The sequence below is a fragment of the Bradyrhizobium sp. Pha-3 genome (assembly GCF_042258325.1).
GTDB lineage: Bacteria > Pseudomonadota > Alphaproteobacteria > Rhizobiales > Xanthobacteraceae > Bradyrhizobium > Bradyrhizobium elkanii.
In genome coordinates, this window is record NZ_CP170151.1 from 8,508,106 (window position 1) to 8,529,444 (window position 21,339).

The following is a 21,339-nucleotide window of genomic DNA, read 5'->3' on the forward strand; positions in this document are numbered from 1 at the left end:
GCATGGACATTAGAGCTGGAAAAGCTCTAAGAAGAAGCAATCATTCCGGTCAGGTTCCGCTTTCTGGGTTTGCCGATGGATTACAGCCAGTTCTTCAATGCCGCCCTCAACCGCCTGCACGACGAACGGCGCTACCGGGTGTTCGCCGACCTCGAGCGGATCGCGGGACGCTTCCCGCACGCGACCTGGCATTCGCCGAAGGGCAGCCGCAACGTCGTGATCTGGTGCTCCAACGACTATCTCGGCATGGGCCAGCACCCCAAGGTGGTCGGCGCCATGGTCGAGACCGCAACCCGGGTCGGCACCGGCGCCGGCGGCACCCGCAACATCGCGGGCACCCATCACCCGCTGGTGCAGCTCGAGGCGGAACTCGCCGACCTCCACGGCAAGGAAGCCTCGCTGCTGTTCACCTCGGGCTATGTCTCGAACCAGACCGGCATCTCGACGCTCGCCAAGCTGATCCCGAACTGCCTGATCCTTTCGGACGCGCTGAACCACAATTCGATGATCGAGGGCGTGCGCCAGGCCGGCTGCGAGCGCCAGATCTTCCGCCACAACGACGTCGCGCATCTCGAGGAGCTCCTGATCGCCGCCGGTCCCGACCGGCCGAAGCTGATCGTCTGCGAGAGCCTTTATTCGATGGACGGCGACGTCGCGCCGCTCGGCAAGATCTGCGATCTCGCCGAGCAATACGGCGCCATGACCTATCTCGACGAAGTGCATGCGGTCGGCATGTACGGCCCGCGCGGCGGCGGCATCGCCGAGCGCGACGGCGTGATGCACCGGATCGATATCGTCGAGGGCACGCTGGCAAAAGCGTTCGGCTGCCTCGGCGGCTACATTGCAGGCCGCGCCGAGGTCATCGACGCGGTGCGCTCCTATGCGCCGGGCTTCATCTTCACCACCGCGCTGCCGCCGGCGATCTGCTCCGCCGCGACGGCTGCGATCCGGCACCTGAAGACCTCGAACTGGGAGCGCGAGCGCCACCAGGACCGCGCCGCCCGCACCAAGGCGATCCTGACCGCCGCCGGCCTGCCTGTCATGTCGAGCGACACCCACATCGTGCCGCTGTTCGTCGGCGATCCCGAGAAGTGCAAGCGCGCCTCCGACCTGCTGCTCGAGGACCACGGCATCTATATCCAGCCGATCAACTATCCGACGGTCGCCAAGGGCACCGAGCGGCTGCGCATCACGCCGTCGCCCTACCATGACGACGGCCTGATCGACGCGCTGGCCGAGGCGCTGCTCCAGGTCTGGGACCGGCTCGGCCTGCCGCTGCGCCAGAAGTCGCTGGCCGCCGAGTAACCCTATTCGTTTCCGACCCCGAATTTGGGCCGGCCGTGCATCGCGCGGCCGGCCCTTTGCGTTATATAATCCGGTATCCGGCCCCTTTCCCGGCCTGGACGGAGATAAGCAGCGATGCTGCACGACTGGGGCGTAATCGCCACGGCGTTCGCCTACATCGGATTGTTGTTCTTCATTGCCAGCCGCGGCGACCGCACGTCGCCGGGCGAGCGCGGCCGTGCCAGCCAGTGGATCTATCCGCTGTCGCTGGCGATCTACTGCACCTCCTGGACCTTCTTCGGCTCGGTCGGCTTCGCCACCCGCACCAGCATCGACTTCCTGGCGATCTATGTCGGCCCGATCGTGATGGTCGGACTGTGCACGCCGCTGCTGCGCCGGGTGATCGCGCTCGCCAAGTCGCAGAACATCACCTCGATCGCCGACTTCATCGCTGCGCGCTACGGCAAGAGCCAGGCGGTGGCGGCGACCGTGGCGCTGATCGCGATCATCGGCTCGGTGCCCTACATCGCGCTGCAGCTGAAGGCGGTGGCGGCGTCGCTGGAGACCATCCTGAGCGAGGACCAGGCGTTCTCGAAAATCCCCGTGATCGGCGACATCGCGCTGATGGTGACGCTGGCGATGGCAGTGTTCGCGGTGCTGTTCGGCACCCGCCACACCGACGCGACCGAGCACCAGCACGGCCTGATCCTGGCGATCGCGGCCGAGTCCATCGTCAAGCTGGTCGCCTTCATCGCCGCCGGCGCCTTCGTCACCTTCTGGATGTTCTCTCCGGTCGAGCTCTACGAGCGCGCCCTGAAGACGCCGGAGGCGGTGCGCGCGATCGAATATGTGCCGTCGATCGGCAATTTCCTGATCATGACGCTGCTGTCGTTCTGCGCGGTCATGCTGCTGCCGCGCCAGTTCCATGTCAGCGTGGTCGAGAATTCGACGCCCGCCGAAGTCACCCGGGCGCGCTGGCTGTTCCCGCTCTATCTCATCGCCATCAACCTGTTCGTGATTCCGATCGCGATCGCCGGCCTCGTCATCTTCCCGTTCGGCGCGGTCGATGCCGACATGTTCGTGCTGGCGCTGCCGATCGAGGGCAATTCGCAATTGCTCAGCCTCGCCGTGTTCGTCGGCGGGCTGTCGGCCGCGACCGCGATGGTGATCGTCGAATGCGTCGCGCTGTCGATCATGGTCTCCAACGACATCGTGCTGCCGCTGGTCTTGCCGCGCAGCGACGACGCCAGCGCCGGCCAGAAGGACTTTGGCGATTTCCTGCTGAAGGCGCGCCGCTTCTCGATCTTCGCCATCATGGTGCTGGCGTATTTCTACTATCGCGCGCTCGGCAACACCCAGCTGGTCGCGATCGGCCTGTTGTCGTTTGCCGCGATCACCCAGCTGGCGCCGGCGTTCTTCGGCGGCCTGTTCTGGCGCAGAGCCACCGCCCGCGGCGCCATGGCGGGCATGCTGGTCGGCTTCGCGACGTGGCTCTACACGCTGTTCATCCCGAGCTTCCTGGAAACCTCGACCGCCGGCATGATGCTGCTGCAGCACGGGCCGTTCGGGATCGAGGCGCTGCGGCCGCAGGCGCTGTTCGGCGCCGACCTGCCGCCGCTGCTGCACGGCGTGCTGTGGAGCCTTGCGCTCAACATCCTCACCTATGTGCTGTTCTCGCTGGCGCGCGCGCCGTCCTCGATCGAGCTGTTGCAGGCCGACGTGTTCGTCCCCAACGCGCTGGCCCCGATCGCGCCCAGTTTCCGGCGCTGGCGCACCACGGTGACGGTGGAGGACATCCAGAGCACGGTGACGCAATATCTCGGTCCCGACCGCACCCGCGAGGCCTTCGCCTCCTTCGCCGTCGACCGCAACATCGTGCTGCTGGCGTCGGCGCCGGCCGATTTCGAGCTGCTGCAGCATGCCGAGCGGTTGATCGCCTCCTCGATCGGGGCGGCGTCCTCGCGCCTCGTGATGTCGCTGCTGCTGCAACGGCGCACGGTGTCGGCCAAGGCCGCGCTGAAACTGCTCGACGATTCCCACGCCGCCCTGCACTTCAACCGCGAGATCCTGCAGACCGCGCTCAATCACGTGCGCCAGGGCATCGCGGTGTTCGACGCCGATCTGCAGCTGATCTGCTCCAATCGCCAGTTCTCCGAATTGCTCGCGTTGCCGCCGCACTTGGTGCAGCTCGGCATACCCTTGCCCGAGATCCTCGAATTCATGGGCGCGATCAGTCCGCCGCCGGCCGGTGACAGCGACAGCCTGCTGCAACTGCGGCTGCGCGCCTACACCACCGAGGGCGAGCCCTATCTGGAACGCTTCACCGACCGCCATCTCGTGATCGAGGTCCGCGCCAACCGCATGCCGGGCGGCGGGCTCGTCATCACCTTCTCCGACGTCACGCCGAGCTTCGAGGCGGCAGAGGCGCTGGAGCGCGCCAACGCGACGCTGGAAAAGCGGGTGCGCGACCGCACCGAGGAGCTGACGCGGCTGAACTCTGAGCTCGCGCTCGCCAAGGGCATCGCGGAAGACGCCAACGCCTCCAAGACGCGCTTCCTGGCGGCCGCCAGCCACGACATCCTGCAACCGCTCAATGCGGCGCGCCTCTATGTCACGAGCCTGGTCGAGCGCCAGAACGGCGGCGAGGATTCCCGCCTGGTCGAGAACATCGACGACTCGCTCGAGGCGATCGAGGACATCCTGGGCGCGCTGCTCGACATTTCCAGGCTCGACGCAGGCGCCATGACGCCGGCGATCACGAGCTTCCGGATGGCCGACCTGATGCGCTCGCTGGAGATCGAGTTCATGCCGATCGCCCGCGACAAGGGCCTCGACCTGCGCTTCGTGGCCTGCTCGCTGCCGGTCGAATCCGACCGCTCGCTGCTGCGCCGGCTGCTGCAGAACTTCATCTCCAACGCGATCAAATATACCCCGCGCGGCCGCGTCCTGATCGGTTGCCGCCGCCGCGGCGCCACGCTCCAGATCAGCATCTTCGACACCGGCGTCGGCATTCCCGTGCAGAAGCGCGGCGAGATCTTCAAGGAGTTTCATCGTCTCGAGCAGGGCGCCCGGATCGCGCGCGGCCTCGGCCTCGGCCTGTCGATCGTCGAGCGGCTGGCACGCGTGCTCAACCACCGCATCGCGATCTCGGCCAATGTCAGCGGCGGCTCGGCGTTCTCGGTCACCGTGCCGGTCGCAACCGCCGTCAACCATACCGCGGCGGTCACCACCGCCACGCCGCTGTCGAAGACGCCGATGAGCGGCTCGCTGATCGTCTGCATCGAGAACGATCCCGCCATTCTCGACGGCATGAAGACGCTGCTGACGGCGTGGGACGCCGAGGTGATCGCGGTGCTCGACGCCGACGGCGCGATCAGCGCGATCGAGGCCGCCGGCGGCCGCGTCACCGGCGTGCTGGTCGACTACCATCTCGACCGCGGCAACGGCGTCGCCGCGATCCGCGAGATCCGCCGCCGCTTCGGCGACGGCATTCCGGCGATCCTGATCACCGCCGACCGCAGCCCCGCGGTGCGCGCCGCCGCGCGGGAGGAAAACATCGCGGTGCTGAACAAGCCGGTGAAACCCGCCTCGCTGCGCGCCCTGCTCGGACAATGGCGCACCCAGCAGATGGTGGCGGCGGAGTAGCGCGGGGCGGCGCAATCCGGGCGCGCATCTCGCTTTGGATCATGATGCGATTGGATCGAATCGCATCATGAAGGCGCCGCAAGGACACGGCGCTCCCGCCCGCAAGCGCGAGAGGTGAAGCGAGCCTGCGGAGTGGCCGGCTCAACCGAAAATCACATGCTCCAGCAAGATCGCCAGGTGTCGGTTTAGTTCGGCCCCATTCCGGCCGACGCCGGGTGCCCTGGCACCTGAAAGCGCTTGCCTGTATCGGTAACGTTAGTTCCGTCGACCTTGAGGATCGAGAAATCCTGGCTGAGGTAGTTCCCGACCAGGATGTATTTTCCGTCAGGCGTGAACACCGCGGCCTCAGGCAGTCCGCCGACTTCGATATCTCCGGTCTTGGTCACTTTCTTGCCGTCGATCTTCAGGACCGAGACGCTGCCGTTCTTCTCGTGGAAGAACGCATTCTTCATGTTCGAGCCGCGCAGGATCACCGAGACTGCGAGATCCCCCTTCGGACTGACGCCAAGCCCCTCCGGTCCATCGCCGACCACCACGCGATCGATGATGCGCGGCGGCTTCGCTTCGAGATCGATGACGCTGGCCGTGTCGACGCTGCCGTCCGACGCGCCTGAGTTGCCATTGTCCGACGTCAACGCGATCTTGCTGTTCGGGGTCACTGCGACGTTGTAAGGCCATTGGCCGGTTGGCAGGTCTATCTTGGTGTAGGTGACTTTGTCGCCGGCGATATCGAGCACCGATATCTTGTGCCCGGGAAAACGCGCGACCAGCGCGTGCTTGCCGTCTGGCGCGAACGCGACATGTGCGACACTGTCAGGCATCGGTATCGTGTCGGTGATCTTGACGTCAGTGCCGTTGACCGAAAGTACGCTGATCGAATTGTCCCCGCGGTTGGCAACCAACGCCATCTTGCCATCGGGACTGAAGCTCAAGCCTGATGGCTGCTTTCCGCCGGCAATGGTCGCTGCCAGCTTGGGCGGGGTCGCCTTGAGATCGATCACATAGATCTTGTTATCCGGCACCTGCTTCAGAGCGTCGCCTTCCTTCACCACGTCGACCGAATCCGCGACCAGCGCCACCGTTCCGGTCGGATCGATCGCGACGTTGACCGGGGGGCCGACTACCGAATTCTTCAACGGGAGAGAAGCCGCAATCTTCGGGTTCTCGGGATCGGCGAGATCGACGATCAGCACTTGATCCTTGCCGGGCGCTGACAGCACCGGCTTGCCGTCGTCGTCCCACAGCAGCTTCTCGTCCAGGCCGACGATCATCAACGGCTTGGCCTGAGCGCAATTGAAAGAGCTGGTACCGAGAAGGATTGCCGCAGCCAGAGATAGTCCGGCGACGCGAGTGACGGAAATCATGGCGTTCTCCCCAAAAGCACGCGGCCTCTCACGGGCCGATGCCGGACAGGATACTCGGTTTTCGACCGATGCGCAGTTTGAATGGGATCTGGAGGGCTTCGCGGAAGCGTGCCATCGGGCGCGCTCTCGCGCCACCCGTCGGCTCGCAATGCCGTGGCCCGAGCCCGGCAATCACAGCTGGAGTTGCTCGGGACTACGTCGGCGGCGTGCCCTGGCGCCACTGGCCGCCGGCGATCTTGGCGGCGGCGATCACGGCTTGGGTGCGGCTTTCGACGCCGAGCTTCTGCAGGATCGCCGAGACATGCGCCTTGATGGTGGCTTCGGAGACGCCGAGCTCATAGGCGATCTGCTTGTTGAGCAGCCCCTCGGACAGCATCATCAGCACCCGCACCTGCTGCGGGGTCAGCGTGACCAACCGGTCGCGCAGCCGCGTCATGTCGGGATCGCCGGCCGCCGACAGATCGGTGTCCGGCGGCACCCAGACGTCACCCTCCATCACCTTCATGATGGCATCCCGCAACGTCTCGACGCCGAAGCGCTTGGGGATGAAGCCGGAGGCGCCGAAGTCGAGCGAGCGGCGGATGGTTCCGGCATCGTCACTGGCGGAGACGATGACGACCGGGATCGCAGGGTATTGCGCCCGCAGATAGATCAGGCCGGAGAAGCCGCTGATCCCCGGCATGCTCAGATCGAGCAGAATCAGGTCGACCTCGGAGTCCCGCTCCAACAGCGCGGTCAGGTCCTCGAACGATCCGGCCTCGCTGATCGTGGCCGATCTCACGACGCTCGACACCGCCTGACGCAACGCGTCGCGGAACAGCGGATGGTCGTCGGCGATGACAAGATGAGTATTGGCAGGAGCAGTCATCTCAGTCCCACAAGCGGGCTTTAGGCAAACCCGCGTCGCTCGGTTTTCGCCCGCGCGGCAGTATCACGCAAGCGCTTGATAATACCAGATGCCAACGCGGTTAACCCGCGCAGCTTGTGCGCCGCAATAGACGCCTCCGGAGGCGTTCCATCCTGCTCTTCCTTCAGAAGATAGGTTCGATCCTGAAAAGGCCAAAAGTCTTATTGGGGCGGGTTTCACTGCGATGTTACCTTCATCTCAAGCCGAGGGCCTATTCGGGCCTCACCCGCCAGCCGGGGGCGAGCATGGCAGCAATATTTCGGGGGGAGCAATCCAGATGTCCACTATGACTGCAACTTCGGCGCGGCCCGCCGGCATGACAAAGGATGAGCGTTTCGTCATCCTCGCGTCGTCGCTCGGTACCGTGTTCGAGTGGTACGACTTCTATCTCTACGGTTCGCTGGCCGGCATCATCGGCGCGCAGTTCTTCTCCGACTATCCGCCGGCGACCCGCGACATCTTCGCGTTGCTGGCATTCGCCGCGGGCTTCCTGGTGCGCCCGTTCGGCGCGATCGTGTTCGGCCGGGTCGGCGACATCGTCGGCCGCAAATACACCTTCCTCGTCACCATCCTGATCATGGGTCTGTCGACCTTCATCGTCGGCCTGTTGCCCAACGCCAAGACCATCGGCATCGCGGCGCCGATCATCCTGATCTCGCTGCGCCTGCTGCAGGGCCTCGCGCTCGGCGGCGAATATGGCGGTGCCGCGACCTATGTCGCCGAGCATGCCCCACCCGGCAAGCGCGGCTACTACACCTCCTTCATCCAGACCACGGCAACGCTCGGACTGTTCCTGTCCCTGCTGGTGATCCTGTTCACGCGAACCCTCACCGGCGAAAAGGACTTCGCCGACTGGGGCTGGCGGATTCCGTTCCTGGTGTCGGTGCTGCTGCTCGGCATCTCGGTCTGGATCCGGCTGCGGCTGAACGAATCGCCGGTGTTCCAGCGGATGAAGGAGGAGGGCAAGACCTCCAAGGCGCCGCTGACCGAGGCCTTCGCGACCTGGAGCAACGCCAAGATCGTGATCCTCGCGCTGCTCGGCCTGACCATGGGCCAGGCGGTGATCTGGTACACGGGCCAGTTCTACGCGCTGTTCTTCCTGCAATCGATCCTGAAGGTCGACGGCTATACCGCCAACCTCTTGATCGCCTGGTCGCTGCTGCTCGGCACCGGCTTCTTCCTAGTGTTCGGCGCGCTGTCGGACAAGATCGGCCGCAAGCCGATCATCCTGGCGGGCTGCCTGATCGGCGCACTCACGCTGTTTCCGATCTTCAAGATGATCACGACCAACGCCAATCCGGCGCTGGAGAAGGCCTATGAGACGGTCAAGGTGCAGGTGGTTGCGGATCCCGCGGGCTGCGGCGATCTGTTCAACCCGGTCGGCACCCGCGTCTTCAGCGCGCCCTGCGACACCGCCCGCGCCTTCCTTGCCCAATCGTCGGTGAAATACTCGACGGTGCCGGGCCCGGCCGGCTCGCCGGTGAAGATCCTGATCAACGACAAGGAAGTGCCGTATACGGACGCCAAGACGTCGAACCCCGCAATCCTCGCGGCGGTGCAGGCGGCGGGCTATCCGAAGCCGGGCGACGCCGGCATCGTGAAGATGTCGCACCCGTTCGACGTCTTCCGTCCGCAGGTAGCCTCGGTCATCGGCCTGCTGTTCATCCTGGTGCTCTACGTCACCATGGTCTACGGCCCGATCGCCGCCATGCTGGTCGAACTGTTCCCGACCCGCATCCGCTACACCTCGATGTCGCTGCCCTATCATATCGGCAACGGCTGGTTCGGCGGCCTGCTGCCGGCGACCGCGTTCGCGATCACCGCATCGACCGGCGACATCTACTCCGGTCTCTGGTATCCGGTCATCTTCGCCGCAATCACCGTCGTGGTCGGCGCGCTGTTCATCCCGGAAACCAAGGACGTCGACATCACCAAGACCTGACCGGTCGACATCCCAGTCAAAATGCATCGGCCGCGGAGCGATCCGCGGCCGATGTCGTTTTAGGAGCCGAAGCCGGATGACAATGCGCGCGTCAGCGCGTGGCGCCGATGAATTGCAGCACGATCTCGCGCCGGTGCGCCCGGGCGCGGTGCTCGATCAGATAGATGCCCTGCCAGGTGCCGAGCGCCATCTCGCCGTCGAGCACGGGGACCTGCAGCGAGGTCGACGTCAGCATGGTCTTGATGTGCGCCGGCATGTCGTCGAGACCTTCGGCGTCGTGACGCCAGCCGCCGTCTTCGGGCGCCGCGCGATCGAGCGCCATCATCAGGTCGAGCAGCACGGTCGGATCGGCATTCTCCTGGATCGTCAGCGAGGCCGAGGTGTGACGGATGAACAGCGTCACCGCGCCCTCGCCGGCGCGCACCTCACGCAGGAATTTGACGACCTCGCGCGTGATGTCGGTGAAGCCGGCGCCCGACGTTTCGACCGTCGATCGCGACGACACGATGCTGGTTGCCGCGATGGAAGACGGCGACGAGTGCGATATTTTCTTCGATGAACTCATCTATCCTCTAGACCGTCGTCCCGGCGAAGGCCGGGACCCATAACCACTGATGTTCATTGGTTACGCGAGATATCAACTCCGAGTCGTCGAAATCGAGAGGCTACGGCGTATGGGTCCCGGCCCCCGTGCGCAATTGCGCACTAGGCCGGGACGACGCTGAAGAGACAGCGCCAGCGTCACATCAAATCTTGCCGCCATTGACGTCGCGCTGCACGCGGTTGGCCATCTCGATCAGCCGCCGCCAGGCCCGCTCCACGAACGACATCATGCGATCCATGTCGCGGTCGCTCGGCAGCGGGATCTCGATCTTGCGCTCGCCCTCGGCGCTCTTCGGCTCTGGCTTCTTCAACGAATCCGATTTCGGCAACGCTTCGTCGGTCTTGGCCGACGGTGCGCGCGCGGCGAGCTCGCCCTTGAGCTTGTCATTGTCGGCCTGCAAACGCCCGATCTCGGCATCCAGCGCCGCCCGCTCGTCCGGCACCATGTAACAGGCCCAGCCGGCGCTGGAATTGGTGCAGGTCGACACCGCGCCGGTGCGGGTGTCGAGCCGCAGGAAACCGTCGCCGGCCGGAGACAATGCGTAGCGGCCATTCTCGGTGTCGGGTGCGGTTTGCGCGATCGCCGCGCCGCCGCTTGCGATCAGGATGGCAGCAATTGCGATGGACAATTTCGACGGCGACATCGCGATGGGCATGGCTTGCTCCGCCTCAACCTGATTCCTGCCCCTACACAACAGAGCTATAGGGCTTGCGGCCTGACTTCAACGCGTCTTCAAGCAATTCGATCCGGTCCTGGCCCCAGAACACTTCGCCATCGAGCACATATCCGGGCGAGCCGAACACGTCGGCATCCAGTGCATTCTGGCGATTCTGTTCATAGGTCGCGCTGATCGCTTCAGTGCCGGAGCGCTCCACCAGCTGCCGGCCGGGCAAACCTGCATCGTCGGCGAGCTTCACCAGCGTCGCGGGATCGGCAAGGTTGAGCTGCTGCTCCCAGACCGCAGGATAGGCCCGTTGCAGGAAGGGCTCGGGGTCGAGGCCGGCCTCGAGCACCGCGATCACGACGCCATCGGCAAGCCGCCCGTTGAACGGCCAGTTGGCCGGCTGCAGATGAAAATTCAGCCCGCGCTTGTCGCGCCAGCGCTGCAACTCGATCATCCGATAGCGCTGCCGCACCGGATGGCGCTTGGCGAGCGGCAGCCCGCCGGTCTCCGAAAACAGATCGACCAGCAGCACGGGCCGGTAATTTACCTTGAGATCGTAAGTGCTTACGAGTCGAACGAAGGGCTTGTGGCCAATATAGGCCCAGGGGGATTGCAGCGAGAAGTAGTAATCGATCTGGCGCGGCATGCGGAACCTGACTGCATGAGAGGGACGGGACTTTCGGCGATCCCAGCAGAGCGGGAAAAGTCACGCAATATCGCTCAATGCCACGCAAGCTGTTGCACTGCGATCACTGCGTCACTCTGACCTTGAATATCTCCAAATAAAACCAGCAGAATCAAAGCAATAACTGGTTACGACGCAATCTTGACTTGATTAGACGCGGTAAGTATGGTCCGCGCGGCTTTTGACGGGGACGGGCGCAATTTCCATCATCCGCGGCATCGGTTAGTGTTTGCAGCATGGCTGAGAACACCAACGACGGCGCAAATGGAAGTCGCGATCAATCGCCTCCTGACGAAGCTGCGCTTTCCGCAAGGCTCGGAAGTCTCGATCATCGGTTGTCAGAAATTCGCGACAGCCGCAGGAGCAAGACTGATCAATCCGGTAATGAAAGCGGGGACAGTGCCGCCAGAGCTTCGGCGATGGCGCTCGGTTTTCGTCTTTCCTCGGAGCTGATCGCGGGCGTTGCCGTCGGAGCGGCGATTGGCTGGGGGTTCGACCGTTTGCTGTCGACGTCGCCATTCGGCTTCATCGTGTTAACGCTGCTCGGCTTCGTCGCCGGGGTGGTCAACGTGGTGAGGTCCGCGGGCGTGGCCTCGGGCAAGCGCTGAGCGCTGGCGGGAAGTCACGACATTTGAAATTCGATTACCGGCACGATAGCCGGTGGACCAAGAGCCGCGCGGATGAAAATCGACCCGATCCACCAGTTCAATATCGAGCCCCTCTTCACGCTCGGCCACATCGGCAATCACACGATCGCCTTCACCAATTCGTCGCTCTTCATGCTCATCGCGGTGCTGCTGATCGCGCTGCTGATGCTGGCGAGCGGTCGGGAACTGGTTCCGGGACGGCTGCAGTCGGTCGCCGAAATCTCCTACGAGTTCGTCGCCACCACGATTCGCAGCACGGCCGGCGCGGAAGGCATGAAGTTCTTCCCGCTGATCTTCTCGCTCTTCATGTTCCTCTGCGTCTCGAACCTCGTCGGCGTCATTCCCTACACCTTCACGATCGCGAGCCACCTGATCGTCACCGCGGCGCTCGCGCTTCTGGTGTTCTTCACCGTCCTGATCTACGGCGTCTACAAGAACGGCCTGAAATTCTTCAGCATCTTCGTCCCCCACGGCGTTCCGATCTACATCCTGCCGCTGGTCATGTTCATCGAGATCCTGTCGTTCTTCCTGCGGCCGGTCTCGCACAGCGTTCGTCTGTTCGCCAACATGCTGGCCGGCCACATCGCGCTGAAGGTGTTCGCGGGCTTCGTCGCGATGCTCGGCTTCTCGCTGGGCGCGCTCGGCTGGGTCGGCGGCGTGCTGCCGCTGGCGCTCACGATTGCGCTGTATGCCCTCGAACTGCTGGTCGCGTTCCTGCAGGCCTACGTGTTCGCGATCCTGACCTGCATCTACCTCAACGACGCCATTCATCCGGGACACTAAGCGGTCCGGGGAATCTCCACCCACCAATCTGTCTATCTTTCTCAAGGAGCTACATATGGAACCGGCAGCAGCAAAACTTATCGGCGCGGGCATCGCGTGCATCGGCATGGGCGGCGCGGGCGTCGGCGTGGGCATCATCTTCGGCAACTACCTCGCCGCTGCAGTGCGTAACCCGTCGGCCGCTCAGGGCCAGTTCGGCAACCTGATCTTCGGCTTCGCCGTGACCGAAGCGCTCGGCATCTTCTCGCTGCTGATCGCGCTGCTCCTGCTGTTCGTTCCGCTCTGAGCGGCACCCCGGTTCCGCGTTAGCGGCAACCCCTTCGCGCCGCCCAAGGGTCACCTCAAGGGCGGCGCGCATGACAGCAACAGGAGAACACCATGGCTGAGAGTCATGGCGAGGCAAAAGGCCAGAAAGCCGGCGCCCACACCGAGACCGACGGCGGACATCACGGCGGAGCCTTTCCGCCGTTCGATTCGTCCAATTTCGCCTCGCAGCTGGTGTCGCTGGCGATTGCATTTGTCGCGCTCTACCTGATCGTGTCGCGTTTCGCCCTGCCGCGCGTCGGCGGGACGATCGACGCACGTCAGAACAAGATCGAGGGCGATCTGGCCGAGGCGCAGAAGCTGAAGGACGAGTCCGACGCGGCGCTGAAGGCCTACGAGACCGAGCTGGCGAATGCGCGCGCCAACGCGCAGGCGATCGGCAACGAGACCCGCGAGAAGCTGAACGCGGCCTCGGAAGCCGAGCGCAAGGCGCTGGAAGAGAAGCTGGCGGCAAAGCTCGCCGACGCCGAGAAGCAGATCGCAACGACCCGGACCAACGCCATGAGCAACGTCCGCGGCATCGCGGCGGATGCGGCCGGCGCCATCGTCCAGCAACTCGCCGGCGTCACGCCGGACGCCAATGCGGTCAACAGCGCCGTCGACGCGTCGCTGAAGGGATAGACGATGTTTTACGAACCGGAAACCTGGGTTGCGATCGCCTTCGTCATTCTGCTGGTCGTGTTCGGCTATCTCGGCGTCCATCGCACCCTGCTGACGGCGCTCGACCACCGTGCCGAGCGCATCAAGGCCGAGCTGGAAGACGCCCGCCGTCTGAAGGACGAGGCCAATAAGCTGCTCGGCGAGTACAAGGCGCGCCGCGCCAGCGCGGAGCGCGAAGCCGAGGAGATCATCTCCAGCGCCAAGGCCGAAGCCGAGCGGATCGCGGTCGAGGCCAAGACCAAGATGGAAGATTTTGTCGCCCGGCGGACCAAGACCGCCGAGAGCAAGATCGCCCAGGCCGAGGCTCAGGCCGTGGCCGATGTCCGCGCCGCCGCGGCCAACGCCGCCGTGACCGCCGCCTCGACCATCCTGTCGCAGTCGGTCAAGGGCTCGGTTGCCGACGACCTCGTCGGCAAGGGCATCGCCGAAGTCCGCTCCAAGCTGAACTGACGCGATCTCAACTCCTTCGACAAAAGGCCGGCGCGAGCTCATCGCGCCGGTCTTTTTCTTTGCCCGTATCTGTCCGCATGATGCGGGGTGCTTTGTTTTGACGCGCTTTCTTCACGCGAACCGGTATCCACTTCGCTCGAAAACGCTCTGGTACTACTTCTTCTTGTGCGGCGCGCGGGGCTTGGGCTCCGGCTTCAGGGCCTGCGGATCGAAGCCGATATAGAAGATGTAATTGTCGTTGTCGGCCGGCGACGGCGCCGGATACACGACGTCCTCGGCGACCAGGCTGAACGGCACGCTGCCGCTCTCGTCCATCTGCACCGTGGTGGTGTAGGCCTTGGTCATGATGGTCTTCTCGCCGACGCCGCCCTGCACCACGGCGACGCGAAGCGGTACCTGAATGCTCGGTGGCGCGCCCTGGGGACCGACAATGATCCGCCCCTGAATACCGATCTTGGCCGTGATCTGGCCGCTGTTCAGATTGCATTGCCGCGCCGTGCGCGTAATCGAGGCCAGGAACTTGACGTCGTTGCCGACCGCTTCCTTGCCGTTCGCGGCCACCGAATAGGTCGAGGCTCCGGAGCGGATCTGCACCGGCGGGCAGGTCAGTTCGGCATCGGCGTCGTTGAGCTGCTGCGGCGCTGCGGGCGTCGCCGGCTTGTCCTGGTCGGACGAGCCGCCGCCGAACAGGCTCTTGAAGCGGTCGCTCAGCGACTGCGCGGAAGCTGCCGACGGCAGCAGGGTGGCACCGAGACCGATCGATACCGCCGCCGCGAGCGCGAACCTGATCACCCTGTCACCCATCAATATCCTCAAATCTCCAAGCCCGGTTCCCCGTTTCGCGGGCGTTATAGCAAGGCAATGGCGGCGAACCCAAGGCATGGAATCGACATCGCCATCAGCCAATAGGCTTATGATTCAGCCGCGGAAATCCTCGTGCAGCAGGCCGAACAGCAGGTGGTCCTGCCAGATCCCGTTGATGCAGAGATAGCGCCGCGCCAAGCCCTCGCGGGTGAAGCCGCACTTCTCCAGCACCCGGATCGACGAGGCATTGGAAGGAATGCAGGCAGCCTCGATGCGGTGCAGATTGAGCTCGCCGAACAGCGAGGGCAGCAGCACCCGCAGCGCCGTCGTCATGTAGCCGCGATGGGCGTGCGGCAGCCCGACCCAATAGCCGATGGTGCCGGCCTGCACGATGCCGCGCCGCACATTGGCGAGCGTGATCCCGCCGATCATCACCCCGTCCGATTCGCGGAAGATGATGAACGGATAGGAGCGGTCGGCGGCGATATCCTCGGTGTAGCGGCGCAGCCTGCGGCGGAAGCCGGCGCGGGTCAGGTCGTCGGAGGGCCAGATCGGTTCCCACGGCGTGAGATAGGCGCGGCTGAATTCGCGCAACTGCGCCCATTGCGGGAAATCCGACATCTGCGGCGCGCGCAGCAAGAGCCCGTGACCGCGCGGCATCAGTGCAGCGGGTCCATTGGACGGCAAACGAAACAGGGCCATGGCCCAACACTCCCCGCCACTTCTCCCTCGCCCCGCCCTTGCGGGGAGAGGGTCGGGGTGAGGGGTCTTACCGCAGATTCGGTTTTGCGGTTCTACCCCTCACCCGAAGCCTTCGGCCATAGCCGAGGCTCCGCCTCGGCGTATGTCCGTCAACGGCCGCCGGTAGGCGGCCTATGCTCTCCCCGCGAGCGCGGGGCGAGGTAAGCAGAATTCTTAATGCAGCAGCGTCTTTGCCTTCGACTTCGTCAATCCTTCCGCAAAAGCCACCGCCGTGTCCAGACCCCTGCCGCTGCCGAGCGCGACAACGGCGGGCCGGCTGCGCGCCAGCAGGGCACGGGCGGCGTTGCGGCTCGATTCGACGCTGACCGCGTCGATCCGCGCCACCAGTTCGTCCACCGTCTGCGGCCGGCCATAGGCTAGCACATGGCGTGCCAATTGTTCGGCCCGGGATGAACAGCTTTCCAACGCCATCAACAGCCCGGCCTTCATCTGCGCCTTGGCGCGGGCGACCTCGGCCTCGGTCAGGGTTTCCACCGCGTCGCTGATGACGTCGACGATGACTTCCATCATTTCCGGCGCGTCGGCCGGATCGGTCCCGGTGTAGAGGCCGAAGAAGCCGGTGTCGGTGTAGGGCGCGTGGAAGGTGTAGATCGAGTAGCACAGCCCGCGCTTTTCGCGCACCTCCTGGAACAACCGCGACGACATCCCGCCGCCGAGCGTGTTGGTGAAGACCTGCAGCGAGAACAGCGACGGATCGGTCTGCGGCACGCCTTCGAGCGCCAGCGTCAGATGCGCCTGCTCGAGGTCGCGATGCACCACCCGCGAGCCGCCCTTGCCGAACATCGCGGCCTGTGGCTTCGGCGCCGGCGTGGCGTCGAAGCTTGCGAATTTCTGCGTGACGTCCTCGACGATGCGCGCGTGATCGACCGCGCCGGCGGCCGCGACCACCATGTCGGGGGCGCGGTAATGCGTCGAGAGATAGCCGCGCAGCATGTCGCGGTCGAAGGCCTTCAGCGTCTTGGCGGTGCCGAGCAGCGAGCGCCCCATCGGCTGCTCCGGATAGCAGAGCTCGTTGAGATGCTCGAACACGACGTCGTCGGGCGTATCCTGCGCCGCGCCGATCTCCTGTACGATGACGCTCTTCTCGCGCTCCAGCTCGTCCGGCACGAAGGAGGGATTGGCGAGGATGTCGGACAGCACGTCGAGCGCCAGCGGCACGTCCGCCTTCATCACCCGCGCATAATAGGCCGTGGTCTCGGTCGAGGTCCCGGCGTTGAGGTCGCCGCCGACCGCCTCGATCTCCTCGACGATCTCGCGCGAGGAGCGCCGCGCCGTGCCCTTGAACGCCATGTGTTCGAGCAGATGCGAGATGCCGTGCTCGTTCGGCTTCTCGTCGCGCCCGCCGACGCCGGCCCAGACACCAAGCGCCGCGGTTTCCAGATGCGGCATGGTGTCGGTGACGATTGTCAGGCCGCTCGGCAGCTTGGTGATTTCAACGCCCATCAGGCAACTCCCTGCTTGGCAGCACGGCTGACCGACAGCACGAAGCGCTCGACCTCGCCAGAATCATTCTTCATGACCGTGATGTGTTCGGATTTGCTCATCAGGCCTCCGAGCCAGACCGGCAGCTGCGGACGCACCCCGCAGGCGGCTTCCACCGCGTCGGGGAATTTGGCCGCGTGCGCGGTCGACAGCACGATGTTTGGAATCCTGGAATCGGAGGTGTCGCGGTCGGCGACCGCGAGCGCCACCGCGGTGTGGGGATCGACGAGGTCGCCGGCCTCGCGCCAGGCGGCGCGGATCGCCGCCGCCGTCTCGGTCTCGTCGGCGCGGCCGGCGTCGAAATCACGGCGCACGGCGGCCAGCGTCGCATCCGGCAGCACGAAGCGGCCGGACTGCTTCAGCGAGGCCATCAGGCGGCGAACCTGATCGGTGTCGCGGCCGCTCGCCTCGAACAGCAGCCGCTCGAAGTTCGACGACACCTGGATGTCCATCGACGGCGACGCCGTGGCGTGCACCTCGCGCACCTCGTAGATGCCGGTCTTCAGCGTGCGCGCCAGGATGTCGTTGACGTTGGCGGCGATGCGCAAGTTCCGGATCGGCAGCCCCATCCGCTTGGCGACGTAGCCCGCGAAGATGTCTCCGAAATTGCCGGTCGGCACCGTGAAATCGACGGTGCGCTGCGGCGAGCCGAGCGCGACCGCCGAGGTGAAGTAATAGACCACCTGCGCGACGATGCGCGCCCAGTTGATCGAGTTGACGCCCGACAGCGCCACCGTGTCGCGGAAGCGATGGTTGTTGAACATCGCCTTCACCAGCGCCTGGCAATCGTCGAAGGTGCCTTCGATCGCGAGCGCATGGACGTTGGCGGCGCCGGTCGTCGTCATCATGCGGCGCTGCACCTCGGAGATGCGGCCGTTCGGGAACAGCACGACGAGGTCGACATTGTCGAGATTGGCAAAAGCCTCGACGGCGGCGCCACCGGTATCGCCCGAGGTCGCGACCACGATGGTGGTGCGCTGCGCGCGCTTGGCCAGCACGTGATCCATCAGCCGCGAGATCAGCTGCATCGCGACGTCCTTGAACGCCAGGGTCGGCCCGTGGAACAGCTCGAGCAGGAACTGGTTCGGCCCGGCCTGATCGAGCGGCACCACCGCGGGATGGCGGAACGTGGCATAAGCCTCGTTCGCCATGCGGCCGAGCTCGGCGTCGGAAATCTCGCCGGCGACAAACGGACGGATGATCTCGACCGCGACCTCCCAATAGGGACGGCCGAAGAAGGTGGCGATGGTCTCGGGCGACAGCTGCGGCCAGGTCTCGGGCACGTAGAGCCCGCCGTCGCGGGCAAGCCCGGTCAGCATCACATCGCAGAAGCCAAGCACCGGGGCCTCACCCCTGGTCGAAATATACCGCGTCAAACCGCCCTCCAAAGGCTTCGATCAGAGCCTTAAGCCTTTGATATCATGGAATTATCGAGTTCGCCTCGTGCGACCCGAACGGTTCACCATAGAAGATCGGACTGGCAATGGGTAGCCCGAAGCGCGCGCTTCGGGGTCGCGGGACGAGTGGTGAGTGGCGCTGCTGAGGGAGATTGGCGGGCGCGCCGCAAACACAACTGTCGTCCCTGCGAAGGCAGGGACCCATACTCCGCGGCGGTTGTTGTGGAGGGGGACTCGTCGTTGCAGCACTGCTCAACAATGACCGTTCGTGGTTATGGGTCCCTGCTTTCGCAGGGACGACAGCGAATATGTGGCTTCGTCTGTGAGACAAACATTGTCTGTGAGACAAACATTCGCGTTCTCGCGACATGATCTGTCCGAGCTTTGCTCTTCGTCCGCCCTCTCTTGAGCAGAGGGCGCAGGGAAAGCCGGGTGCCGATCGCACCCATGGGCCCCGAGCAATGCCTAGAAAGCTCGGGGGTAGGACCACAGGTGTAACCGGAGCAATCCGGCTTTCCCTGCGCGATGGGCTACGGCTTATACGTGCTCTCCCCGGCGAGACTTGGCTTGTTTGTCACCGCCTTCGCTTGGCGAATGCGGGAGAGGGAGCCTGAAGGGCGTGCTCACCTCACGCTCGCCATGTTCCGACCGATGCGATTCCCGACCGTTTGCGCGATCGCCGCCGGCGCTTCGTCGGGGATCGCAAAGCACGAGCTCGCGTTGATCTCGCAGAGCACATAGGTGTCGGCGCCATCAGCGTCGCGCGGACCGTAGAGGAAATCGGCATCCCAGATCACCGGCAGCGACGCTTCATCGATCGCCAGCGCGGCCATCATTTGCGGGATCCATTCGTCCTCCATCAGCCTTCGCAGCCTCTGCAATTGCGGGGCATCGGGGCCGTGCATGATGCGCGGTCCAGGTTGAGCTTCCGAAGAATCCGGGCCTTGCGGGGGCGGCGGGATCAAGGCCTTGATCAATTGGTGCCCGAAGCCCGCGACCTTCGATCCGCTGACATAGCAACGGATCATGCCCTCGGGCAGGCGCGGCTGGAATGCCTGATCGATGATGCAGCCGCCCCAGCCGAAATACGGCTCGCAGCGCGCCATGAAGTCCTGCAGCGGCAACTCCTCCGGCTGGCTGCCGCGCAGCGCATGCAGCACGCGAATCGTCGCGTCGGTGTTCGGCACAGTTTCCACCTTCCAGACGCCCTGCCCGCCATTGCCGCGGTTCTGCTTGAGCACGCGCGGACCGCCCGCACGCAAGCGCGAGGGGAATTCGGCGCGAAAGGCATTGACCGCGGCATATCGATGGGTGTCGGCACCCCAGCCCAGGTGACGCGTCCGGTACAGCACGTCCTTGACGCCCATCTTGAGGATGACGTCGGGATGCGCGCTGACCCACGGTCCCTTCGCCGCGACGTCGCGCAGCAGCGGATCGAGGGCCGCGCGCGTCTTGCCCTGATGGATCGGATCGACCCAGACGAGAACGCCGTCCATGGTCAGCAATTGGTCGCGAACGGCATCGGCGAATGTCTCGTCATAGACGACGGGAACGGCCTCGATGCCGGAAGCGGCGAGCGCTTCGAACACACGGACGAAACGGCTGTTTTGCGCCGTCGCCTCCCGTCGCGACGCGACGTCGCCGCGCGACAGGATAGCGATTTTGCAACGACGATTTTCGGAACGAAGAAGTGTGTGTGGTTCGGTGTCCATGTGAAAGCTCCACGACGGTGAATGTCGCGCAGAGCTTGGACCGAGGTCTCACGGGGAGTCTGCCTTGTCCCCTTGAGGCAAATCTAGACCACCTCGCGCAGGTTTCAAGATCGAAGTGGGGCGAAGTGGATCAGGCCGTGATCCCGGATCACGCCGTGATCCCGTGCAACCCGAGCCAACCCGTGTAGAGGCCGACGAGCACGATCAGCGCCGCCGACACGTAGGGAGCGCGATGGGCAAAGCGGCTGAAGCCGGCCCAATGGCGCTCGACATGACGCAGGCTGAGCGCGGCCGCAACACCGGCGGAGACCATGGTGATCGCAAGCCCGATGCCGAAGCAAAGCACCAGCACGAAGCCAAGGCTGAACTGCTTGAGCTGGAGACAGAGCAGCAGCACGGTGATCGCCGCCGGACACGGAATCAGCCCGCCGGTCAGGCCGAACAGGATGATCTGCCACGTCGTGACGGTGCGTCCGGCAAAGCGCATGCGGATGTCGGCGGCGTGCGCGCGCGCATGCGCGTCGTCCTCGTCGCCGAGATCCATATGCGCATGGTCATGCTCCTCGAACAGGACTTCCGCCATGTCCGCGCGCACCGAGACGCGCACCTTGAACGCATGCGGCTCCGGAATTTCGTCGATGCTTTCCAGATAGCCGTCGTGGCGGGCGAAACGAAAACGTTGCTCGCTGCCGTCGGGACGGATCGTCACGACGTCAACGTCGCCCGCCGCCGGCAGCGCTCCGGCCTCGCTTCGCAACCGCCAGCGCGGCGGCACGCCGTCCTCGAAGACCTCGAGCGACAGCGCTTGTCCGGCCAGGACCAGCCGGCCCGTTTCGTCGTGGTGATGGTGATGATCGTGATCGTGTTCGGCAGTCTGCTCGCGCCAAGTGCGCCAAGCCATCCAGGCCGCGATCGCGATGATGATCACCGCCGACACCAGTTGCAGCCAGGCTTCGCTGCGTTCTCCGGACCATTGCTGGCCGAAGTGAAGGCCGGCGAGCGCGACCAGCCAGACGATGGCGGTGTGCGAGATCGTCGCCGACAGGCCGAGCAGCACCGCCTGCACCACGGTGCCGCGGATCGCGATGATGAAGGCCGCCATCATCGTCTTGGAGTGGCCGGGCTCGAGCCCGTGCAACGCGCCGAGCAGGATCGCGCTGGGCACGAACAGCCATGCATGCGCGCTGCCCTGCTGGAGCAGCTGAGACAGGTCGGTCATGGCA

Annotated in this window: 19 protein-coding genes; 8 read left to right on the plus strand and 11 right to left on the minus strand. The window is 64.9% G+C overall.

Annotation, left to right across the window (positions count from 1 at the left end; translation table 11 throughout):
- The first annotated feature begins 75 nt into the window (after window positions 1-75).
- Window positions 76-1,305: a 5-aminolevulinate synthase gene (hemA, locus tag ACE10X_RS40670; RefSeq protein WP_028338945.1), complete on the plus strand. Its 1,230-nt coding sequence runs from the start codon at window positions 76-78 to the stop codon at window positions 1,303-1,305.
- A gap of 114 nt (window positions 1,306-1,419) precedes the next feature.
- Window positions 1,420-4,929: a NahK/ErcS family hybrid sensor histidine kinase/response regulator gene (locus ACE10X_RS40675; protein WP_375763726.1), complete on the plus strand. Its 3,510-nt coding sequence runs from the start codon at window positions 1,420-1,422 to the stop codon at window positions 4,927-4,929.
- Window positions 4,930-5,114: 185 nt separating this feature from the next.
- Here the strand turns inward: ACE10X_RS40675 and ACE10X_RS40680 are convergent, their stop codons facing one another.
- Together ACE10X_RS40680 and ACE10X_RS40685 are read right to left on the minus strand one after the other, a co-directional pair.
- Complete coding sequence (locus ACE10X_RS40680; RefSeq protein WP_038384430.1) at window positions 5,115-6,293, minus strand: YncE family protein; 1,179 nt, start codon at window positions 6,291-6,293, stop codon at window positions 5,115-5,117.
- A 193-nt stretch (window positions 6,294-6,486) separates the two neighbouring features.
- Entirely contained in the window at window positions 6,487-7,161 is a 675-nt protein-coding gene (locus ACE10X_RS40685) for a response regulator (RefSeq protein WP_375763727.1), read from the minus strand.
- Window positions 7,162-7,477: 316 nt separating this feature from the next.
- Between ACE10X_RS40685 and ACE10X_RS40690 the strand changes: the two genes are divergently transcribed.
- Window positions 7,478-9,142: an MFS transporter gene (locus ACE10X_RS40690; protein ID WP_038384431.1), complete on the plus strand. Its 1,665-nt coding sequence runs from the start codon at window positions 7,478-7,480 to the stop codon at window positions 9,140-9,142.
- 91 nt (window positions 9,143-9,233) lie between these two features.
- Here the strand turns inward: ACE10X_RS40690 and ACE10X_RS40695 are convergent, their stop codons facing one another.
- From ACE10X_RS40695 to ACE10X_RS40705, 3 genes are all read right to left on the minus strand, one after another.
- Window positions 9,234-9,707 carry a secondary thiamine-phosphate synthase enzyme YjbQ gene (locus ACE10X_RS40695; protein ID WP_038384432.1) on the minus strand — a complete coding sequence of 158 codons (474 nt, stop codon included), beginning with the start codon at window positions 9,705-9,707 and terminating at the stop codon, window positions 9,234-9,236.
- A 181-nt stretch (window positions 9,708-9,888) separates the two neighbouring features.
- Entirely contained in the window at window positions 9,889-10,401 is a 513-nt protein-coding gene (locus ACE10X_RS40700; RefSeq protein WP_038384433.1) for a hypothetical protein, read from the minus strand.
- A gap of 31 nt (window positions 10,402-10,432) precedes the next feature.
- On the minus strand, window positions 10,433-11,056 hold the full coding sequence (locus tag ACE10X_RS40705) for a 2-hydroxychromene-2-carboxylate isomerase (RefSeq protein WP_028338952.1): 624 nt from the start codon (window positions 11,054-11,056) through the stop codon (window positions 10,433-10,435).
- 275 nt (window positions 11,057-11,331) lie between these two features.
- On the opposite strand from ACE10X_RS40705, the gene ACE10X_RS40710 reads away from it, so the two are divergent.
- The 5 genes from ACE10X_RS40710 to ACE10X_RS40730 all read left to right on the plus strand — a co-directional run bounded on the left by ACE10X_RS40710 (window position 11,332) and on the right by ACE10X_RS40730 (window position 13,959).
- Complete coding sequence (locus ACE10X_RS40710; RefSeq protein ID WP_028338953.1) at window positions 11,332-11,703, plus strand: AtpZ/AtpI family protein; 372 nt, start codon at window positions 11,332-11,334, stop codon at window positions 11,701-11,703.
- A gap of 72 nt (window positions 11,704-11,775) precedes the next feature.
- On the plus strand, window positions 11,776-12,525 hold the full coding sequence (locus tag ACE10X_RS40715) for a F0F1 ATP synthase subunit A (RefSeq protein WP_016847053.1): 750 nt from the start codon (window positions 11,776-11,778) through the stop codon (window positions 12,523-12,525).
- A 55-nt stretch (window positions 12,526-12,580) separates the two neighbouring features.
- Window positions 12,581-12,811, plus strand: a complete 231-nt coding sequence (locus ACE10X_RS40720) for a F0F1 ATP synthase subunit C (protein ID WP_016847054.1) — start codon at window positions 12,581-12,583, stop codon at window positions 12,809-12,811.
- 92 nt (window positions 12,812-12,903) lie between these two features.
- Entirely contained in the window at window positions 12,904-13,470 is a 567-nt protein-coding gene (locus tag ACE10X_RS40725) for a F0F1 ATP synthase subunit B (RefSeq protein ID WP_016847055.1), read from the plus strand.
- Window positions 13,471-13,473: 3 nt separating this feature from the next.
- The gene (locus ACE10X_RS40730) at window positions 13,474-13,959 is read left to right on the plus strand and encodes an ATP F0F1 synthase subunit B (protein ID WP_038384434.1); all 486 of its coding nucleotides are present in this window, start codon (window positions 13,474-13,476) and stop codon (window positions 13,957-13,959) included.
- A 153-nt stretch (window positions 13,960-14,112) separates the two neighbouring features.
- On the opposite strand, the gene ACE10X_RS40735 is transcribed toward ACE10X_RS40730, so the two are convergent.
- The 6 genes from ACE10X_RS40735 to ACE10X_RS40760 form a co-directional block, all read right to left on the minus strand.
- Complete coding sequence (locus ACE10X_RS40735; protein ID WP_038384435.1) at window positions 14,113-14,763, minus strand: hypothetical protein; 651 nt, start codon at window positions 14,761-14,763, stop codon at window positions 14,113-14,115.
- A 114-nt stretch (window positions 14,764-14,877) separates the two neighbouring features.
- A complete protein-coding gene (locus ACE10X_RS40740) occupies window positions 14,878-15,465 on the minus strand; it encodes a GNAT family N-acetyltransferase (protein WP_026191927.1) in 588 nt (195 codons plus the stop codon).
- 213 nt (window positions 15,466-15,678) lie between these two features.
- Entirely contained in the window at window positions 15,679-16,968 is a 1,290-nt protein-coding gene (locus ACE10X_RS40745) for a pitrilysin family protein (protein ID WP_038384436.1), read from the minus strand.
- The gene (thrC, locus tag ACE10X_RS40750) at window positions 16,968-18,383 is read right to left on the minus strand and encodes a threonine synthase (protein WP_038384460.1); all 1,416 of its coding nucleotides are present in this window, start codon (window positions 18,381-18,383) and stop codon (window positions 16,968-16,970) included. Before thrC ends, ACE10X_RS40745 begins: the two co-directional genes overlap by 1 nt.
- A gap of 644 nt (window positions 18,384-19,027) precedes the next feature.
- A complete protein-coding gene (locus tag ACE10X_RS40755; RefSeq protein ID WP_038384437.1) occupies window positions 19,028-20,116 on the minus strand; it encodes a Cj0069 family protein in 1,089 nt (362 codons plus the stop codon).
- 148 nt (window positions 20,117-20,264) lie between these two features.
- Window positions 20,265-21,335 (minus strand): nickel/cobalt efflux transporter, encoded by a 1,071-nt coding sequence (locus tag ACE10X_RS40760; protein WP_038384438.1) that lies wholly within the window; start codon window positions 21,333-21,335, stop codon window positions 20,265-20,267.
- Window positions 21,336-21,339: the final 4 nt, after the last annotated feature.